The organism is Achromobacter sp., from assembly GCF_032102605.1.
Classification (GTDB): domain Bacteria; phylum Pseudomonadota; class Gammaproteobacteria; order Burkholderiales; family Burkholderiaceae_B; genus Achromobacter.
Genome location: NZ_DAMDGT010000003.1, coordinates 75359 through 93194, shown reverse-complemented (window position 1 = coordinate 93194; position 17836 = coordinate 75359). Strand labels below are relative to the sequence as shown.

Annotated in this window: 14 protein-coding genes; 7 read left to right on the top strand and 7 right to left on the bottom strand. The window is 67.1% G+C overall.

Going from position 1 to position 17836, the window contains the following annotated elements; translation table 11 throughout:
• Nucleotides 1–3 precede the first annotated feature (3 nt).
• Together RT614_RS08360 and glgA are read right to left on the bottom strand one after the other, a co-directional pair.
• The gene (locus tag RT614_RS08360) at nucleotides 4–3201 is read right to left on the bottom strand and encodes an alpha-1,4-glucan--maltose-1-phosphate maltosyltransferase (RefSeq protein WP_313621647.1); all 3198 of its coding nucleotides are present in this window, start codon (nucleotides 3199–3201) and stop codon (nucleotides 4–6) included.
• Between the two features lie 12 nt (nucleotides 3202–3213).
• The gene (gene glgA / locus RT614_RS08355; protein WP_313621646.1) at nucleotides 3214–4794 is read right to left on the bottom strand and encodes a glycogen synthase GlgA; all 1581 of its coding nucleotides are present in this window, start codon (nucleotides 4792–4794) and stop codon (nucleotides 3214–3216) included.
• Between the two features lie 294 nt (nucleotides 4795–5088).
• On the opposite strand from glgA, the gene RT614_RS08350 reads away from it, so the two are divergent.
• From RT614_RS08350 to RT614_RS08330, 5 genes are all read left to right on the top strand, one after another.
• Complete coding sequence (locus RT614_RS08350) at nucleotides 5089–6861, top strand: thiamine pyrophosphate-requiring protein (RefSeq protein ID WP_313621645.1); 1773 nt, start codon at nucleotides 5089–5091, stop codon at nucleotides 6859–6861.
• A gap of 325 nt (nucleotides 6862–7186) precedes the next feature.
• Nucleotides 7187–7528, top strand: a complete 342-nt coding sequence (locus RT614_RS08345) for a YqjD family protein (protein WP_313621644.1) — start codon at nucleotides 7187–7189, stop codon at nucleotides 7526–7528.
• Nucleotides 7529–7741: 213 nt separating this feature from the next.
• Nucleotides 7742–8170 carry a PRC-barrel domain-containing protein gene (locus RT614_RS08340; RefSeq protein ID WP_313621643.1) on the top strand — a complete coding sequence of 143 codons (429 nt, stop codon included), beginning with the start codon at nucleotides 7742–7744 and terminating at the stop codon, nucleotides 8168–8170.
• A gap of 20 nt (nucleotides 8171–8190) precedes the next feature.
• Complete coding sequence (locus RT614_RS08335) at nucleotides 8191–8880, top strand: PIG-L family deacetylase (protein WP_313621642.1); 690 nt, start codon at nucleotides 8191–8193, stop codon at nucleotides 8878–8880.
• A 199-nt stretch (nucleotides 8881–9079) separates the two neighbouring features.
• On the top strand, nucleotides 9080–10189 hold the full coding sequence (locus tag RT614_RS08330; protein WP_313621641.1) for a DUF748 domain-containing protein: 1110 nt from the start codon (nucleotides 9080–9082) through the stop codon (nucleotides 10187–10189).
• Nucleotides 10190–10204: 15 nt separating this feature from the next.
• On the opposite strand, the gene RT614_RS08325 is transcribed toward RT614_RS08330, so the two are convergent.
• Genes RT614_RS08325 through RT614_RS08305 form a run of 5 tightly spaced genes read right to left on the bottom strand, consistent with a single transcriptional unit; the run spans nucleotide 10205 to nucleotide 15040 of the window.
• Entirely contained in the window at nucleotides 10205–10963 is a 759-nt protein-coding gene (locus RT614_RS08325) for an alpha/beta fold hydrolase (RefSeq protein ID WP_313621640.1), read from the bottom strand.
• On the bottom strand, nucleotides 10950–12080 hold the full coding sequence (locus RT614_RS08320; RefSeq protein WP_313621639.1) for a DUF3182 family protein: 1131 nt from the start codon (nucleotides 12078–12080) through the stop codon (nucleotides 10950–10952). The genes RT614_RS08325 and RT614_RS08320 overlap by 14 nt, the downstream gene beginning before the upstream one ends.
• A gap of 7 nt (nucleotides 12081–12087) precedes the next feature.
• On the bottom strand, nucleotides 12088–13089 hold the full coding sequence (locus tag RT614_RS08315) for a lysylphosphatidylglycerol synthase domain-containing protein (protein ID WP_313621638.1): 1002 nt from the start codon (nucleotides 13087–13089) through the stop codon (nucleotides 12088–12090).
• Nucleotides 13086–14276, bottom strand: coding sequence for a cardiolipin synthase ClsB (clsB, locus tag RT614_RS08310; protein WP_313621637.1), 1191 nt, complete (start codon nucleotides 14274–14276; stop codon nucleotides 13086–13088). Before clsB ends, RT614_RS08315 begins: the two co-directional genes overlap by 4 nt.
• The gene (locus tag RT614_RS08305) at nucleotides 14273–15040 is read right to left on the bottom strand and encodes an endonuclease/exonuclease/phosphatase family protein (RefSeq protein ID WP_313621636.1); all 768 of its coding nucleotides are present in this window, start codon (nucleotides 15038–15040) and stop codon (nucleotides 14273–14275) included. Before RT614_RS08305 ends, clsB begins: the two co-directional genes overlap by 4 nt.
• Nucleotides 15041–15245: 205 nt before the next feature.
• On the opposite strand from RT614_RS08305, the gene RT614_RS08300 reads away from it, so the two are divergent.
• Nucleotides 15246–16850 (top strand): ABC transporter substrate-binding protein, encoded by a 1605-nt coding sequence (locus RT614_RS08300; RefSeq protein ID WP_313621635.1) that lies wholly within the window; start codon nucleotides 15246–15248, stop codon nucleotides 16848–16850.
• A 9-nt stretch (nucleotides 16851–16859) separates the two neighbouring features.
• On the top strand, nucleotides 16860–17834 hold the full coding sequence (locus RT614_RS08295; protein ID WP_313621634.1) for an ABC transporter permease: 975 nt from the start codon (nucleotides 16860–16862) through the stop codon (nucleotides 17832–17834).
• The last annotated feature ends 2 nt before the right edge of the window (nucleotides 17835–17836 follow it).

The window sequence follows — 17836 nt, the reverse complement described above, 5'->3', positions numbered from 1 at the left end:
GCGTCATCCATGCAGCGAAAGCCGCCATACGCGATAGGGTTGATCGGGCGACAGCGTCAGCACGCGATACTTGTCATGCCACGTTTCGCGGCTTTCCGTCAGAAGGTCTTCGGCCGCCAGTTGCCCCGCGTCGGCCTGGCCGAACAACCAGAACGGCGCCTCCAGCCGGATGGTCTGAGGCTGAAAGGGGTCAAGGCTGATCGCGGTGAGCACCACGTTGCCATGCCCGGGCGTGGACTTGTAGAAGGCCAGCACGCGGTCGTTGCCGCTGGCGGCGAGCGTCAGGCCCCGATGGGTCTGCAGGGCGGGGTTGGCGCGCCGGATCTGGTTCAGGCGGGTGATCTCGGCGCGGATGTTGCCGGGCGCGTGCCAGTCGCGCTGGCGCAGTTCGTACTTCTCGGAATCCAGGTACTCTTCCTTGCCCGGCAGGGGCGCGCCTTCGCACAGTTCGAAGCCGCTGTATACGCCCCACAGCCCGGAGCCCAGCGCAGCCAATGCAGCGCGAATCAGAAAGCCCGGCCGCCCCGATGTCTGCAGGAAGAAAGGATTGATGTCGGGGGTGTTGACGAAGAAATGCGGCCGGAAGAAGTCGGCCGCCGGCGGCGACGAGACTTCTTCCAGGTAGGCTTCCAGCTCCGCCTTTTCGTTGCGCCACGTGAAGTAGGTGTACGACTGCGTGAAGCCGATCTTGGCCAGCCGATACATCATCTTGGGGCGCGTAAAGGCCTCGGACAAAAAGATGACGTCCGGATGCTGCGCGTGCACTTCGCCGATCATCCATTGCCAGAAGGGCAAGGGCTTGGTGTGCGGATTGTCCACCCGGAAGATGCGCACGCCCTTGCTGACCCAGAACAACACGATGTCGCGCAGGGCGCGCCACAAGCCCAGCTTGCGGCCACGGCGACTAGGCCCCCCGTAGAAGGCGACGTTCACGATGTCTTCGTATTTCTTGGGCGGGTTCTCGGCATAGCGCAGCGACCCGTCGGGCCGCCACGAGAACCAGTCCGGATGTTGCGCCAGCCAGGGATGGTCGGGCGAGCACTGGATCGCGAAATCCAGCGCGAGCTCCATGCCGTGCGCGGCGGCCGCGTCGACCAGCCTGAGGAAATCGTCCAGGGAACCCAGTTGCGGCTCGATGGCGTCATGCCCGCCGCTCGCCGCGCCGATCGCATACGGGCTGCCCACGTCGCCCGGCTCGGCGCGCAGGCTGTTGTTGCGGCCTTTGCGGTTGCGCTGCCCGATCGGATGGATGGGCGGCAGGTACAGCACATCAAAGCCCATCTCGCGCACGTCCGGCAGCCGAGCGATGACATCATCAAAGGTGCCGTGCCGGCCGGGTTCGACGGCCTGCGAGCGGGGGAACAGTTCGTACCAGCTTGAATGGCAGGCCTGGCTGCGGTCCACCCAGACGGGATAGGCGACCGCGCTCACGGCCTCGAAGGGATGGTCGTCCAGCCTGTGCATCGCCTCGGCCAGCGCGGTTTCCAGCAAGGTGGCCACTTGCTCCAGCGTGGGGGGAACAGGGGCGGCGAGATCGGCGTTGGCGAAGGCCGACAGAGCGTTCCGCACGGCTTCGATGTCGGCGCTGTCGGCCGGGCCGGCCTGCGCGCGGGCAAGGGCGTCGCGCAGCAGCGCAAGGCCTTCGTGCACTTCCAGGCTCAGGTCGCGGCCGGCCTGGTGCTTCACTTCGATGTCATGGCGGAAAGTGTGCCACGCGTCGAACCACGCCGCCACGACGAATTCGTGCGCGCCGACGCGGCGGGGCCGGAAGGCAGCCTCCCAGCGGTCGTTCAAGCCGCGCGTCATGGGCGCCGTGTGCCACCGCGTCTCGTCCTTGGCGCGCCAGCGCAGTTCCGCGGCAAGCTGATCATGGCCGTCCATGAAAATGTCCGCCTGCACGACAAGCCGCGCGTGCGGAATCGTCTTGACCGGATAGGCGCCGCCGTCGACGGCGGGACCGATGTTCTCCAACACGATGCGCTGGTTCGCCAGGTCGTCCGCCCGCGTGCGGTGGTGCCGCACGGCATCGCGCACCGGATGCGTGGGCTCCAGCATCAGCATGGCGCAGTCGCCAGGCGCCAGCGCATCGGCCCGCGCCTGCAAGCCGTCAGGCGGCGTGAACGGCGCCACGTCGGCGGGCGGCAGCAGGGATGCCAGGGCATCCCAATCCAGCACGGCGTCGCGGGTATCCGACGGGTTGATCGCCAGGGCCGCCGTAGCGCCTTGGCGAGCGTCGCGCAATAGCGCCGTGCAGCCGTCGTCACGCCCGCCCAACAGGCACAGCGGACCATGTAGCCGGGACGCGGCAAACCAACGATTGACCACGTCGACGTCGCGCAGCCGGCGTTCATCCTCGTCGTTGAGCATCAGGCCGTCGCCCGTGAAGGCGGCGGACCATAAAGCGCGTTTGCCGTCCTGGGCCGGCCTGGCGGCGCCAGACTGCGGCGGCGCGGCGATCACTGCGCCGATGGCTCGCAGACGGGCGTCTTCGTCGGCCAGCCACGTTGACTTGAAATCCCACCAGGGCAGGGAAGAGAACGTGGCGTCGAAGCCGGCGTCGCGCAGGCCTGCCAGGCTCTGCGCGGGCAGGCCGGGCGTCCACGCCAAAAGCTGCACATCCGGGCTTTGCGCGCGCAGCGCGGCGCCCAGTTCACGCCAGGCCGGCGCCGGCAGGCGGTGCGGCGCCTGGAAGACCAGGCCTTTCACACCGCAGCGCACCCATTCCCGCAGGCGCTCGGTCCAGGCGCGCAGAAAGCCGGGCGGCGGCGGGCCGTCGGGCAGGTGCAGCACGCCGCGCTCCTCCGCGGACAAACGCGGATCGCGCGCCGGATCTTCGTGCAGCGAGCGGTACCAGCCTGCCGCCGCGGTCGTCTCCACCGCGTTGCGCGCGCTGCGGTCAAGCACCACGTCGATCAGCAGGCGCAGTCCGTGCGCGGACAGTTGCTCAGCCGTTTGCGTGATCCAGTGGCTGATGGGCACCTGCATGCCGTCAAGGATTGCGGTATCCGCGTCCAACGGCGCTTGCGAACCTGGTTCTGGGCCCCTCAGCCACGGCGCGGGCACCAGCACGGCGTTGAATCCGCGCTGCGCCAGGCGCTTCGCAAGTTCTTCGATGGCGGCGCCGCCGCCCTCCAGGCCGGCGCGGGCGTGGTATAGGCGCAGGGGACTGAATGTGTGATCTGGGGCGGCGGGGTTGGACACCGGACGTTCTCCTTAGATAGCCGCCGGCAGCGCGCCGCCGCCGTTGCGCTGGCGCCTGCCGATCGCTGGGGCGTTGGCCGGTTGCAGGGCCGGCTGCACGGCCGGGGCGGGCGCGGCGTCGCGGTATTCGGGTTCCACGAGCGACCGATACAGGCTGGCGTACAGGCTGACTGCGGAGCGCCATCCGTAATCGGAGTTCATCGCGTTGCGCTGCATCAATCGCCAGAGGATGCCGTGCGCCCGCAAGTCGATCGCGCGATCGATCGCGGCGGTCATGGCCTGTGGCGAGTCGCCCTCAAACAGCAGGCCGTTCGCGGAAGCCATCGCGGACAGCGGCGCGTGGGAGCCCGGGTCCTGGATCGTGTCGGCCATCCCGCCCACCCGCGAGCCGATCGGCAGGGTGCCGTAGCGCATGGCGTAAAGCGGAGTCAGCCCGAAGGGTTCGAAACGGCTGGCATGCAGCAGCACGTCGGAGCCGGCATGCAGGCGATGGGCAATTCCTTCGTCATAGCCGATGTGGATGCCGCAGCGGTCGGGATAGCGGCTTGTCATGTCGCGCAAGGCCTGTTCCAGGCGGTGGTCGCCTTGGCCCAGGATCGCGATTTGCAGGCCCGGATGCCGTTCAAGGGCCAGCGGGAGCGACTGGACAGCCACGTCCGCCATCTTCTGCTCGGTCAGGCGGTTGCCCATGCCGAGCACGGTGGCGTTCGGGTCCGGGCGCAATCCGAATTCACGCTGCAGGGCCAGCTTGCAATGGATCTTGTTGGTCAAGTCCCGGACCGAGTAGCGGTGGCTGCGCAGGTACGGATCGTGCGCGGGGTTCCACAGGACATCGTCGATGCCGTTCGGAATCGGCAGCAGGTCGCCGGCGCGGCTTCTGAGCAATTCATCCAAGCCGCACCCGAACGCCGGGGTCATGATTTCGCGGGCGTAGGTGTGGCTCACCGTCGTGACGCGGTCGGCGTAGCGGATGCCGGCCTTCAGGAAGTTGAGCTGCCCCCACGCCTGGGCGCCGTCGTCGTTGCGGGCCCATTCCGGCACGCCGAATTGATCCGCGCATGCCATGGGGAACAAACCCTGGAACGCAAGGTTATGGATCGTCATGACGCTTTTTACCGTCGCCAGCCCGGCGGCTCGCAACAGTAGCGGCACCAGTCCAGCGTGCCAGTCGTGTGCATGCACCAGGTTGGGGCGGGCCAGGCCGGGCAGACCCGCCGCAATGCGAACCGCAGCATGCGCCAATGCGGCATAGCGCACACCGCTGTCGGGATGCTCCCGGCCTTCCTCATCGGAATAGATGCCGGCGCGGTCGTACAGCGCGTCGTTCTCCAGCACCAGGAAGTCCAGGCCGGACTGCGGGCATTTGCCCTCCAGCAACGTGGCGGGACCACCCGGCAAGTCAGACAGGGTTGCGACGGTGCGAACGTGACCGAGCTTGGCCCTCACGCCCCGATACGCAGGCAACAACACATTCAGCGGCATTCGCGCCTCGGCCAACGCGCGCGCCATGCCTGTAATGGCATCCCCCAGCCCGCCCGTTTTGGCCAGGGGGAAGGCTTCTCCCGCCACGATCAGGGTTCTCGTCTTTCCCATGCTTGCTCCAGGTGATAGGTCAGTCGCGATAGTGCGTTTCGATCGCGACTGCGCCGAGGCCTCCCCATACGCAAGCCGTGTGCCCAAACCTTGGCGCAGCGTAAAAATTTTGCGTTGCAGCAGAAATATGACGGCACGCCGTCAACCAAATGGCCGATGCGGCGCCTTGCCACGCGTGTCCGTCGCGGCGGTTTGTAATTTTTATCCGCTCTCGTGCGTCCAATTTTCCGGCGAGGGCAGGAACGGCGGTTGCTGGCCCCAGTCGCTTTCAACGGCGACCGCATGGAGATATATATGGAAACAGTGTCGGACTTCGTACTGAAGCGGCTATCGCAATGGGGCGTCAGAACCGTGTTCGGTTATCCCGGCGACGGCATCAACGGACTGGTCGGCGCTTTCGGAAGAACGACCGAACCCCTTACGTTCATACAGGCCCGGCACGAGGAAAGCGCGGCGTTCATGGCGTGCGCGCATGCCAAATTTACCGGACAGGTTGGCGTGTGCCTTGCAACGTCCGGCCCCGGCGCCATCCACCTGCTGAATGGTCTGTACGACGCGAAACTGGACCACCAGCCGGTGGTGGCGCTGGTCGGACAGCAGGCGCGCAGCGCGCTCGGCGGCGATTACCAGCAAGAGGTCGATCTGATCAGCCTGTTCAAGGACGTGGCGCACGACTACGTGCAGATGGCCACCACGGCGGAGCAGGCGCGCCACATGGTGGATCGCGCGATGCGGATCGCCATGGAGCGTCGCAGCGTCACCTGCGTCATCTTTCCCAACGACGTGCAGGACTTGCCCGCGGTGGAGACGCCGCCGCGCGAGCATGGAACCGTCCACACCGGAATCGGGGTGACGTCGCATGCCGGCGTGCCGGGCGCGGACGCGCTGCGCAACGCCGCCGACATCCTCAACCGCGGCGAGCGCGTCGCCATCCTGGCGGGCGCCGGCGCGCTGGAAGCAGGCGACGAACTTGCCCAGGTGGCCGAACTGCTGGGCGCCGGCGTCGCCAAAGCGCTGCTGGGCAAGGCCGTGCTGCCGGACAGCCTGCCTTACGTGACCGGCACGATCGGGCTGCTTGGCACGCAGCCAAGCTGGGACATGATGAACGCGTGCGACACGCTGCTGATGGTGGGCACGTCTTTTCCGTATGCGGAATTCCTGCCGGCGGAAGGGCAGGCGCGGGCGGTGCAGATCGACCGCGACGGGCGCAAGCTCAGCCTGCGCTACTCGGTTGAACTTGGGCTGGTGGGCGATAGCCGATTGACGCTGCAGGCGCTGATCCCGTTGCTGGAACACAAGAAGGCGCGCCGCTGGCGCGAACGCATTGAAAAGCAGGTGGTCGGTTGGCGCGACACGGTGCATGCACGCGCCATGGTGGATGCGAACCCGGTCAATCCGCAGCGCCCCTTCCTGGAGCTTTCCAAACGCTTGCCGGCCCGCGCAATCCTTGCCTGCGACTCCGGTTCCGCCGCGAACTGGTACGCGCGGGACATCGACATCCAGCAGGGCATGATGGGCTCGGTGTCGGGCGGGCTGGCCACGATGGGCTGCGCCGTGCCCTACGCGGTGGCGGCCAAGCTGGCGTATCCGGACCGTCCGGTGATCGCGCTGGTGGGCGACGGCGCCATGCAGATGCTGGGCATCAACGAGCTCATCACCATCGCGCACCGCTGGAAAGATTGGAGCGATCCCACGCTCGTGGTCATGGTGCTGAACAATGGCGATCTGAACCTGGTGACCTGGGAACAACGCGTGATGGGTGGAGACCCCCGCTTTGCGGATTCGCAGTGGCTGCCTAAATTTTCGTACGCCGACTATGGCCGGCTGCTGGGGCTGGAGGGCATCCGCGTGGACAGGCCGGAGGACGTCGGCCCCGCGTGGGATCGCGCGTTGTCCGCCGGGCGGCCGGTGGTGCTGGAGATGGTGACCGACCCGGAAGTGCCGCCGCTGCCGCCCCATATTCCCGCCAAACAGATCGGCGCATACTTCAAAGCGATGCGCAAGGAAGACGCAGCAGCCGGCGGCGCCGCGCTGCGCGCAACGCTCAAGCAATGGTGGGCTGGCTGAGCCGCGAGCCCCAGGGTCTTTCTATGTCAGGAGCACATCATGGCAAACGCAGGAACGACGAGTTCGCCCCAACCCGGTCAGGGTGGGAAGCCTGTGCCGGATCAGTCGCCGGCCGAACAGCCCCAGCCGGACCCGCCCCATAAGGGCAAGGACCAAAAGCGCTGGCCGCCCGACAGCATTCCCAACCCCATGCCGGGCGTGGACCCTCAGCAAACACCGGGCATCGACCGCCTGGACAACGGGAGTCCGGCACGCGCCTTGCGGACCCGTCCCCACGGGCGCCAAGCCGCGGGGCACGGCGCAACGTTTTTCTAAAGGAGAACACATGAACAAGCGAGATAGGCTGCGCGATATGTTTCATTCGTCCGATTCGTCGTCACGCACTCTGCGTGATCTGATTTCGGGCACTGAAGACCTGCTTCGAAGCACCGCCAGCTACGGCGGATCCGAAATCGAAGCGGCCCGGGACAAGCTCAAGGGCCAACTCAACGCCGCCCGCGATCAGGCCGTAGGCTGGGAACGTGCAGCGTGGGGCCGCGCCCGCGAGGTATCGCAGGCTACCGACGAATACGTGCACGAGAACGCCTGGAAAAGCGTGGCGGGCGCCGTGCTGATCGGACTGCTTGCCGGCATCTGCATCATGTCGGACCACGGAAGGCGGCGTTGACGCGGCTGTAGCCGTTCATGCCAACCGGGGCCGGGCCGCAGTTGCGGGACCGGCCCCGCGTGCTTTCTGGCAGCTGAATGTAAAAAATGCCGCGCGCAGGCGCATGCGGCGGCTTCGGGCCCTTGCGGCGACCTGTGGCACATGGCTTGCGGAGTCACTAGCAGCGGGGCGACGGGATCGCCGCGCGCGACATGACAACCATGGAGACTCACTATGAACCAACCATTGACGGGCGCCGGGCAGGCGCAAGGCCAGACCAACATCGTTGGCGGGCCGAAGGCAGACCCCAGCGGGCCCGGCCCGCAGGTCATGGCGGCCAGCACGCTGGAAGGCAATGATGTGTACAACCCCGCTGGTGAAGAGCTTGGAAGCATCCAGGAGATCATGCTGGACGTGCCTCACGGCCGGATCGCATACGCCGTGCTGTCGCGCGGCGGCATCCTGGGCATTGGCGACAAGTTGTACGCCATTCCGTGGAGTGCATTGACGCTGGATACCGACCGCAAGTGTTTCGTGTTGAACGTGGACAAGGAGGTGCTCGAAAACGCCGAGGGCTTTGACAAGGACAACTGGCCGGGCATGGCGGATGAGACTTGGGCGCGGGGCATCCACCAGTACTACAACCAGCCTCCGTATTGGTAGGCCGCGCAAGCGGACGCGGCATGCTACGCGAAGGAAGATTGATCGCGGTATCTCCTTACTTCAACGACGCTGTCGTCAGTTGTGCGGGTGTGCTTGCGGCGCGCCCGGACTGCACCGTATTGACGGTCTTTTCGGGCATGCCGCTTGGGGCCGGCGACCTGTCGGAGAGCGACAGACTCGCCGGTTTCAATAACGGGCGGGACGCGGTGCGCGCCCGCCAGTCCGGCAGCGAGCGGGCGCTTGCCTTGCTGAGAGCCGGCGCCGCGCAGATGGATCTGCTGGACGGTCAGTACCTGCAGAGCGGCGAGGAAGGGCGCCTGACCGGCGCGCTTGCCGCCGCGCTTTCCGCCCTGCGTCCGCGCGTCATCCTGATGCCGCTGGGCCTGTGCATATCGGGCGGCACCCGGGTGTCGGACGCGTGCCTCACGATACGCGCGCTGTTTCAGCGGGTGGACTGGGTGGCCTATGAAGAGATGTGCGAGGACGAGCCCGGGATCGTCCAGACGCGGCTGGCGGCATTGCTGCGCCGGCGGATCCTGGCCACGCCTGTGAGCATTCCGCCGGAGACCGACGCTGGCTTGAGCCGCCAACGGGCGATCCAGGCACGCTCCAGCCTGGCGACGCTGGATGAGCGGGTCCGCGCTACTCAGCCCGATGCTCCGCCAGAACGCTATTGGCGCCTGTCGTGGCGGCGGGAACGAAATCCGTGACACCCGTGCCAGGACGCCGTATCCCCCTGACGGGCCGCGCTGGAAATGATCGACCCATCCCGCCTCATCCTTTTCGACCATTGATGAATGAATGCTCATCCTGGACGATGCTTGGGTTGCGCCGGACGCCGAGCCTCGCTATGGTGAACGGCAAAAGGCGCGGACCTGGCCGCCGTCTTGCACAACCACGGAAACCACAATGAGTTCGAAAGCCGCCGCTACCCGTGGCCGGTCACGCTGGGGCACGGTCGTCGCCATCCTGCTTCTCATCGGAGCGCTGCTCGCCGTGTTGGCGCTGGCGGCCACACGCGTGGCCGAACAGCGCATCGCCAGCATGCTGGGTCCGCGCGGCCAGGTAGGCAACGTGCAGGTTGGCATCAGGCAGGTGGTGTTGACGGATGTGTCCGTCGCCGGCGCGTCCGGGCAATCGGGCGCGCGAGCGCGCCGCGTCGAGCTCGAACCGGAATGGTGGACCTTCCTGCGGCACGAGGCCGTATTCAAGCGGATCACGATCGAGGGCTTTGACTTCGCGGTGGTGCGCAGCCCCGATGGCGGCCTGCAGATTTCCCCCGCCTTGCAGGCCGCGTTGCGCGCAGGCGAGGGCGCCGACAGCAAGGCGCGCCGCGCCGGCCCCATCCGCGTCGCCGATCTGATCCTGCGCGATGGCCGGCTGGACTACCTGGACGGTGCGGTGTCCAAGCCGCCGCACCGCATCCCGTTCACGGCGGTGGCGGCGCGTCTTCATCCGGTCACGATCCCCGGCGACGGATCGCCCAGCGACATGGAATTCACCGGCAAGATCGAAGACAACCGCAACGGCGAGTCGACGGTGCGCGCGAACGGCAAGGTGGTCGTGGGCGGCACGGACGCCGACATGACGGTCGTCGCGCGCAACATGGATGTTCGCTACGCCGCGCCGTATCTTGCGGAAAACGGCGCGGGCTCGCTGACGGGCGGCTCGATGGACCTGGACATGAAGACCGTCATCGTCAAGCGCGAACTGAAGGCCTCGGGCGCCGTGGCGCTGCATAACCTCAAGTTCGGCGGCGACGGCAGCCTCTTTTCGCTGCCGCGCAAGGCGGTCCTTGCGGCGCTGAAGGATAAAAGCGGCACCGTGCGGTTCGATTTCGCGCTGGCGGGACGGCTGGACAACCCGAAGTTTTCCGTCACGCGAGGCTTCTCGGCCCAGGTGGCGCAGGGCTTCGGGCATGCCATTGGCGTGGGCGCGGAAGGCGCCGCCGAGGGCGTCACCGGCGCGGTCAAGGAACTGGGCAACGCGCTGTCGGATCTGCTCAGTCCCAAACCTTGATGGGATGTCGTGGGTTCAGGGCGCTGGCCGCGGGCGTCCGACGCGCGCGCCCATGACCATCTCCGTCACCCAGTTCACCAGGATGGACGTGTAGGCCTGCTGCGAAGCTTTGTCGGTCAGCGCGTGGTCCGCTCCGTCCAGGATCCGGTGCGTCAGCGAATGCGAGCGCCGGAAGGCCGACCGGTAGTTCATGATCGTCGAGTGCGGGATGTAGACATCGTGCTCGGCCTCGACGATGAGCACGTCGCCGCAGAAGCCGGCGCAGGCCGTCAGGGCGCGGTTGCTTTCCGGTTCGATGTGGCTGTTGCGATAGGCGCGCAAGGTCTCGCGGTTGAGCTGGTTCTTGGGCAGCATCCATTCGTCGTCGCGGTACAGGGCGGGCACGTGCAGGCCCAGCCATCGCACCCGCCGCAGGCCGGTCAGAATCGCCGCCAGATAACCGCCGTAACTGCTGCCCACCACCGCGACGGAACCGCTGTCCAGCGAAGGGTGGGCCGCCAGCCGGTCGTAAGCCGCCATCACGTCCCGCAGATTGTCGTCGCGCGACACCTGCATCTGCTGGGCCTGGGTGGCGGCATGGCCGCGAAGGTCAAACGTCAGGCACACGCAGCCCAGGGCGGCGATGCCCTTGGCGCGGGCCAGGTCGAAGCGCTGGTCGCCGCCCCAGCCGTGTATGAAAAGCACGCCGGGGACCTTGCTCTCCGGCGTCAGGAACGTGCCGGCCAGTTGCTGGTCCGCTACGTCGATTTCAATGGGGTCGCTAAATGCGGCCATCGTCTTCCTCCAGGATTCCCCCCGATTTGGTGATCATGCCCACGGTGGAGTCTTCGCCGCGGTACACATAGCGTTGCGAGGTGGGCGCCGGCTCGTCCTTGCCGTAGCGCTCGCGCGTGAAAGCCGCCACCTCCTTCAACGACGGCGACAGCATGAAGGCCTGCAACGCCGACAGTTCCGCGATGCTGGCGCCGCCCGCCCGCCACGATTGTTCCAGCACGCCGGCGCGGGGCTCCCCCTGCGCGTTGCGGCCGATCGCCACGTCGTAGTTGCGGCGCGACGCGAAGAAGTCGGGATAGGCCGTGGACACGGCGGCGTCGTAGCGGCACGCCAGGTCCACCGCCTGCCGTTCGTCGTCGGAAAGATCCAGCGAGCGCAACTGGTCGAAGCCCCCGCGGGCAAAGCTGAGTTCGGACCCTCCATATACCGGCACGCCATTGTTGTCCGGGGTCAGGCATTGAGTGCCCACATAGGAGGCTTCGTGCTTGCCCACCCGCACCCAGCCCACGCTGTAGGTCTCGATCTCGGCCAGGTCTTCTTCCAGCACCAGGCCCAGGCGCCGCACGGCCCCGGCGTCCTGTTCCGCCAGGCCGGCGCGCAGCTCCTGCAGTGTGCGCGCAACGATCTGGCCGCGCCCCGCCGTGGCGTCGGCTGGCTTGATGCGCAGCGCGCCGTCCTTGAGCAGCCGCTCGCCGGCGCGATGGGCGTCGTCCAGCGTGAAGGCGGTAAACCCACGCAGCACGACCTCCCGCAGGTCGTCGGCCAATGTCCGGACCCAGCCCTGGGGCGCCTTGGCCTGGGCGTCGACGACCCCGTGGGTGACGGACTTGGTGGCGACGAAAGCATGCGGCGTCACGCCGCCGAACAGATCGGCCGCGCGGGTGATGCCCAGCTTTTCGGCGCGGGCCAGGCTGGTGATGCTGCGATCGGGAACGTAATAGGGCGGCGGCTCGCCGCGATTGCGGGTCGGCCGGAAGTCCGGGACGAAGCGTCGGCCCAGCAGGGCAGCCAGCCGCAGGGCCAGCGCTTCCTGCGAGGCGATTTCGTGCTCGGATGCGCCGGTGCGACGGGGATAGGCGGCGACAGTGTCGGATGTCTTGTGTTGGGGACGGGTCATAGGGGCCTCATAGCAAGCGACGTGCCTGGCCTGGGGGAGCGTCCGACGCCTTGCCGCGCCGCATTCCAAGCCGCAACTCGATCAGGGGATAGGCCGCCAGCGCCAGGCACAATGGCGCCAACGCATAGACCGCGCGATAGGCCAGCGCCGCGCCGAGCACTTCGGTCGGGGGGATCTGCGACCCCAGCGCGGCCACGAAAATGGCCTCGGTCGTGCCCAGGCCGCCCGGGACGCGGGTGATGACCGACGCAAAGCTCGTGCACAACAGAATGCCCAGCACCGCCGGGTAGCTGGCCTTGCCCTGCAACAGCACGTAGGCAATGGCGCCCATGATCGACCACGACAACGCGGCGACGCAGCACTGCGCCACCGCCATGCGCGCACTCGGCAGGGTGATGTGATGCCCCATCCAGGTGGCGCTGCGGCGCTTGGCCCGGGCGCAGGTCGTCACATAGGCGACACCCAGCGCCAGCAATCCCAGGCCCAGCAGCCTCAGCATGCCCGATCCGATCTCCCAGCCAGCCGGCACCGGCACGACGCCCAAGGCGAACAGCACGCCCGCAAGCCAGGCATAGCCGATCCAGTTCGACGCCGCGGCGAACAGCGCCACGCGGGTTGCGACAGACTTGCGACAGCCCAGCCGCGTGTACAGGCGCAACCGCGCGCCAAGCCCGCCCACCAGCACGCCCAGGTTCAGGTTCAGCGCGTAGCTCAGCATCGCGACACCCAGGGCCTTGGGTGCGGGCAGATTGTGCCGCGTGTACTTCTTGCCCAACAGGTCCAGGCTGCCGTACGCCAGGTAACCCACCACGACCAGCCCACCCGCGATCGCAATATTCCGGCCTGGAATCTCGCGCATGGCGACCCACACCTTGGGCCAGTCCACGGTACGCCCGAAGTAATACAACAGGCCGGCGACGACGATCAGGATCAGGACGGGCAGCACGCGCTTGATCCGGGGCCAGCGGCGGCGCAACGCCCGCATCGGCGAGGTATGCAGGAAGTTCATGCGGTCTCCCGGCCGGTCTCCGGCGTCACCGATTGCAGGCGCGGCTTGTGCGCGGGCAGACTGCCCGCCCAGGCGGGAAAGCGGCGCAGGAAGTGAAACACCACGACGCCCAGCCACAGGCGCCGCAGACGACGGCTGGAGTTCTTCGCCATGGCCACCGGACGGCAGTCTTCTTCGATCAGCCGGTCCAGGCTTTTGCGCAGCGCGGCGTTCAGCGACGCATCCCGCACCACCACGTTGGCTTCAAGGTTCAGGGCCAGGCTCAAGGGATCGAGGTTGCTCGAGCCGATCGTCGACCAGTCGTCGTCCACGCACGCCACCTTGCCGTGCAGCGGCTGCTTGCAGTATTCGTGGATCTGCACGCCGGCGTCGATGAGATAGTCGTACAGCATCGAGGCCGCCAGCCGGGCGACCAGCACGTCGGGCTCTCCCTGCAACAGCAAGCGCACGCGCACGCCGCGCCGGGCGGCGTTGGCCAGGTCGCGCAGCAGGTGGTAGCCCGGGAAGAAGTAGGCGTTCGCAATCAGCACGTCCGAACGCGCCGACCGCACGCCTGCCCGGTAGTAGCGTTCGATGTCGCTTTGATGGTTGACGTTGTCCCGCACCACCAGGCGCCCGCCGCCATCTCCCGCCGGCAGGGGATCCAGCCTGGCGGGACGCCGCCGCAGCCGCCGCTTGCCGCCGCCCAGCGCCGATCGCGCATAGTCCGCGAGGTCCGCCGCCAGTGGTCCTTCGACCAGCACGGCATAGTCCTGCTTCGCCTCGGGGCCGTAATCGGGGAGGTGGTCCGCCGAAAAATTGATGCCGCCAATGAACGCGCGCTCGCGGTCCACGGCGACGATCTTGCGATGCATGCGCCGGAACACGTTCGTGCGCACGCCCAGAAAGCGCGGGCGCGGATCGAACACGTGAAAGCGCACGCCGCTTTCTGTCATGGCGCCGATAAAGGCATCGCTGAGCTCGTCGGAGCCGTAGCCGTCGACCATCAGGTCGACGCTGACGCCGCGGCGCGCCGCCCGGATCAGCGCTTGCTGGATGTCCTGACCGACCACGTCGTCAAACAGGATGAAGGTCTCCACCAGGACCTCGCTGCTGGCGGCGTCGATGGCCTTGACCACGGCGGGAAAGTATTCCGTGCCGTTCTCAAGCAAGGTGTAGCGGTTATGTTCTCGCCAGCCCACGTTCATAGTGCAATCTCCGCGCAGATCGGCACATGGTCGGACAGACGCGACCATACGCGGGACGCCAGCGGCACGGGCTGCCAGTCCCGCACGCTGCGCACATAGATGCGGTCCAGCCGCAGCAGCGGCCATCGAGCGGGAAAGGTGCGCGCGGGGCGCCCCAGCCGCGACGTGAACACCTCCTGGGTTCCGCAGTCACGCATCAGGGTGTCCGCGCGCATGCGCCAGTCGTTGAAATCCCCCGCGATGAGCAGCGGCTCGTTGGCAGGCACGCCGTGAGTCACCAGTTCGCACAGGCGGCGCAGCTGCTGGCCCCGATGGCGCTCCAACAGCCCCAGGTGGACGCACACCGCATGCACCGGGACGGGCAGGGACGGCGGGCGCAGCACGCAGTGCAGGATGCCGCGGCGCTCGTGGCCGTCGACGCTCACGTCGTGGTTCTCGTGGCTTTCGATCGGGTACCGGGACAGGATGGCGTTGCCATGGTGGCCCTCGGGATAGACGGCGTTGCGGCCATAGGCAAAGTCGGTCCACAGCGTGTCGGCCAGGAACTCATACTGCGATTGGGCAGGCCAGGACTCATGCCGTCCCGCATGGGACTGGTGCTCGCCCAGAACCTCTTGCAGGAAGACCACGTCGGGAGCCGCCGTACGCAAGGCTTCGCGCAGGTCGTGCAGCATGAAGCGGCGATTGAAGCTTGTGAAGCCCTTGTGGGTATTCACCGTCAGCACCGTAAGCGGGGTGGCGTCGATGTAATGCGAGGCTGGCATGAAAACTCCGGCAGATACGATCCGACGGTCCGAGCAAGTGGCGTGCCCAGCGCGTTACGAAATGTCAGTACGGGCGCCGCGCAACGCTTGCCGGCCGCGAGCAGGGGCAGGGGGACGCATGAGCAAATGAGAAATCTGCATTTCTCAACGCATCTGCGCAGGCCTAACATCCGCTGCTTCCAACCCTGCAGAATCCGAGTCGAAGATGCGCACCAGCCGCCGCGAATTCCTGTTGTCTTCCGGGGCGCTCGCCGCCTCGATGGCTTTTCCCACGTCGCTTTTCGCGCAGACCGTTGCGCCGCGCCATGGCGGCGTGCTCAACGTGCATCTGGGCTCGGAACAGCGGATCCTGAATCCGGCCCTGCGCGCCTCGACGGGCGTGTACATCGTCACCAGCAAGATCATCGAATCGCTGGTGGACCTGGACGCCGGCGGCAAGCCCGTGGGGCAACTCGCCACATCCTGGACCGCGGATCCCGACGGCAAGACCATCACGTTCAAGCTGCGCGAAGGCGTCGCCTGGCATGATGGCAAGCCCTTCACTTCGGCGGACGTGCAATACAACGCGCTGGAACTCTGGAAAAAGCACCTGAACTTCGGGACGGCCCTGCAACTCTACCTGGAGGCCGTCGACACGCCCGACGCGCACACGGCGGTGTTCCGCTACAGCCGGCCGATGCCTCTGGACCTGCTGCTGCGCGCCCTGGCCGACCTGGGATACGTGGTGCCGCGTCACCTTTACGAAGGCACCAATGTGCTCGAGAACCCGGCCAACACGGCGCCGGTGGGCACGGGGCCGTTCAAGTTCGTGCAGTATGAGCGCGGGCAGTTCATCATTGCGGAGCGCAACCCGAACTACTGGCGCAAGGGCGAGCCCTACCTGGACCGAGTCGTCTGGCGCATCATCACCGACAAGTCGGCGGCAACGGCGGCGCTGGAGACCGGACAGCTCCAGCTCAGCGCGTATTCCCAGCTTACGCTGGCCGATCTGGACCGGCTGAAGCAGAACCCGCAATTCGAGGTGCGCAGCAAGGGCCTGGAAGCGAACGTGTTCAACAACACGCTGGAGTTCAATTTCCGCCGCAAGGAACTGGCCGACGTGCGCGTGCGCCGCGCCATCGTGCACGCCATCGACATCGACTTCTTCATCGAGAACTTCCTGTACGGACTGGGCAAGCCCGCCACCGGTCCCATTCCTTCTTCGTCGCAGGCGTTCTTCCCGGCCGGCAGCAAGCCGCCGTACCCCTTCGACGTCAAGCGTTCGGAGGCGCTGCTGGATGAGGCCGGCTACAAGCGCGGCGCCGGCGGCGTGCGCTTTGCGCTGAAGCTGGTGCCCATCCAGAACGGCGAAGACGTGCCGCTCCTGGCGACCTTCATTCAGCAGTCGCTCGAGGCGGTCGGCATCAAGGTCGAGATCGTGCAGTACGACATCGCCGGCGCGCTGGCATCGGTCTACAAGGATCACAGCTTCGATATCGCGACCGGATGGCACCAGTACCGCGGCGATCCCGCCGTGTCGACGACCGTCTGGTATCGGTCGGGCAGCCCGGCAGGCGCGCCCTGGACCAACCAGTACGGCTGGACGTCCGAGAAGGTGGACAAGCTGATCGACGATGCGGCCTCCGAGATCGACCCGGCCCGGCGCCGCGCCCTGTACGCGGATTGGGTGCAGGCCGTCAACGAAGAACTGCCGATCTGGATGGCGACGGAAAGGCAGTTCTATTCCGTCGCCAGCCGCAAGCTGCAGAACGGCCACAACAACGCGCGCTGGCCGTCCAGCGACTGGCATGACGCCTGGCTGGCGGCGTAGGTCCTGGCGATGGGTTTCCTGAACCTCGCGGCGCGCCGGCTGATGGCCGCGGCGCCCGCGCTGCTGATCATCCTGGCAGGCCTGTTCCTGCTGCTGCAACTGGCGCCGGGCGACACCGTGGACGCGCTGGTGGCGCAGATCGGCGGGGCCGACCCCGCCACCATCGCTGCGATGCGCTCGCATTACCAACTGGACGAATCCGCCGCTTCGCGCCTGGGCAGCTACCTGTGGCGGCTGGCCCACCTGGACCTTGGCCACTCCGCCATCTACGGCAAGCCCGTGGCCGCCGTGATCCTGGAACGGCTGCCGGCGACGTTGCTGCTGATGGGGTCGGCGCTGTCGTTCGCCTTTGCAGGCGGGATGGCGCTGGGCGTCATCGCGGCGCGCCGCGTGAATGGCTGGGCCGATGGGCTCATTTCGACGTTGGGATTGGTCTTCTGCGCCACGCCGTCATTCTGGTTCGGCCTGATGGGCATTTTCGTCTTCGCCGTATGGCTGGACTGGGTGCCGGCCGGCGGCTTCGAGACCATCGCGTCCGGCTACACCGGCCTGGCTCGCGTCCTGGACATCGCGTGGCACCTGGTGCTGCCCACGGCGACATTGGCGCTGATTTTCCTGGCGATCTACCTGCGCATCATGCGGGCGTCGATGCTGGAGGTGGCCTCGCACGACTTCATTCGCACCGCGCGCGCCAAGGGGCTGCGCGAGACGGCGGTGGTGGCCCGGCACATGTTGCGCAACGCGCTGCTGCCGATGGTCACCTTGCTGGGGCTGCAGGCCGGCACCATGCTGGGCGGATCGGTCGTGGTGGAAAGCGTTTTCGCCTTGCCCGGCCTGGGGCGCCTGGCCTACGAATCGGTGGTGCAGCGCGACCTGAACACCTTGCTGGGCATCGTGTTCGTGTCGGCGCTGCTGGTCATCGTCATCAACTTCGTGGTCGACCTGCTGTATGCGCGGCTCGACCCGCGCATCGTCCGGAGCTAGGC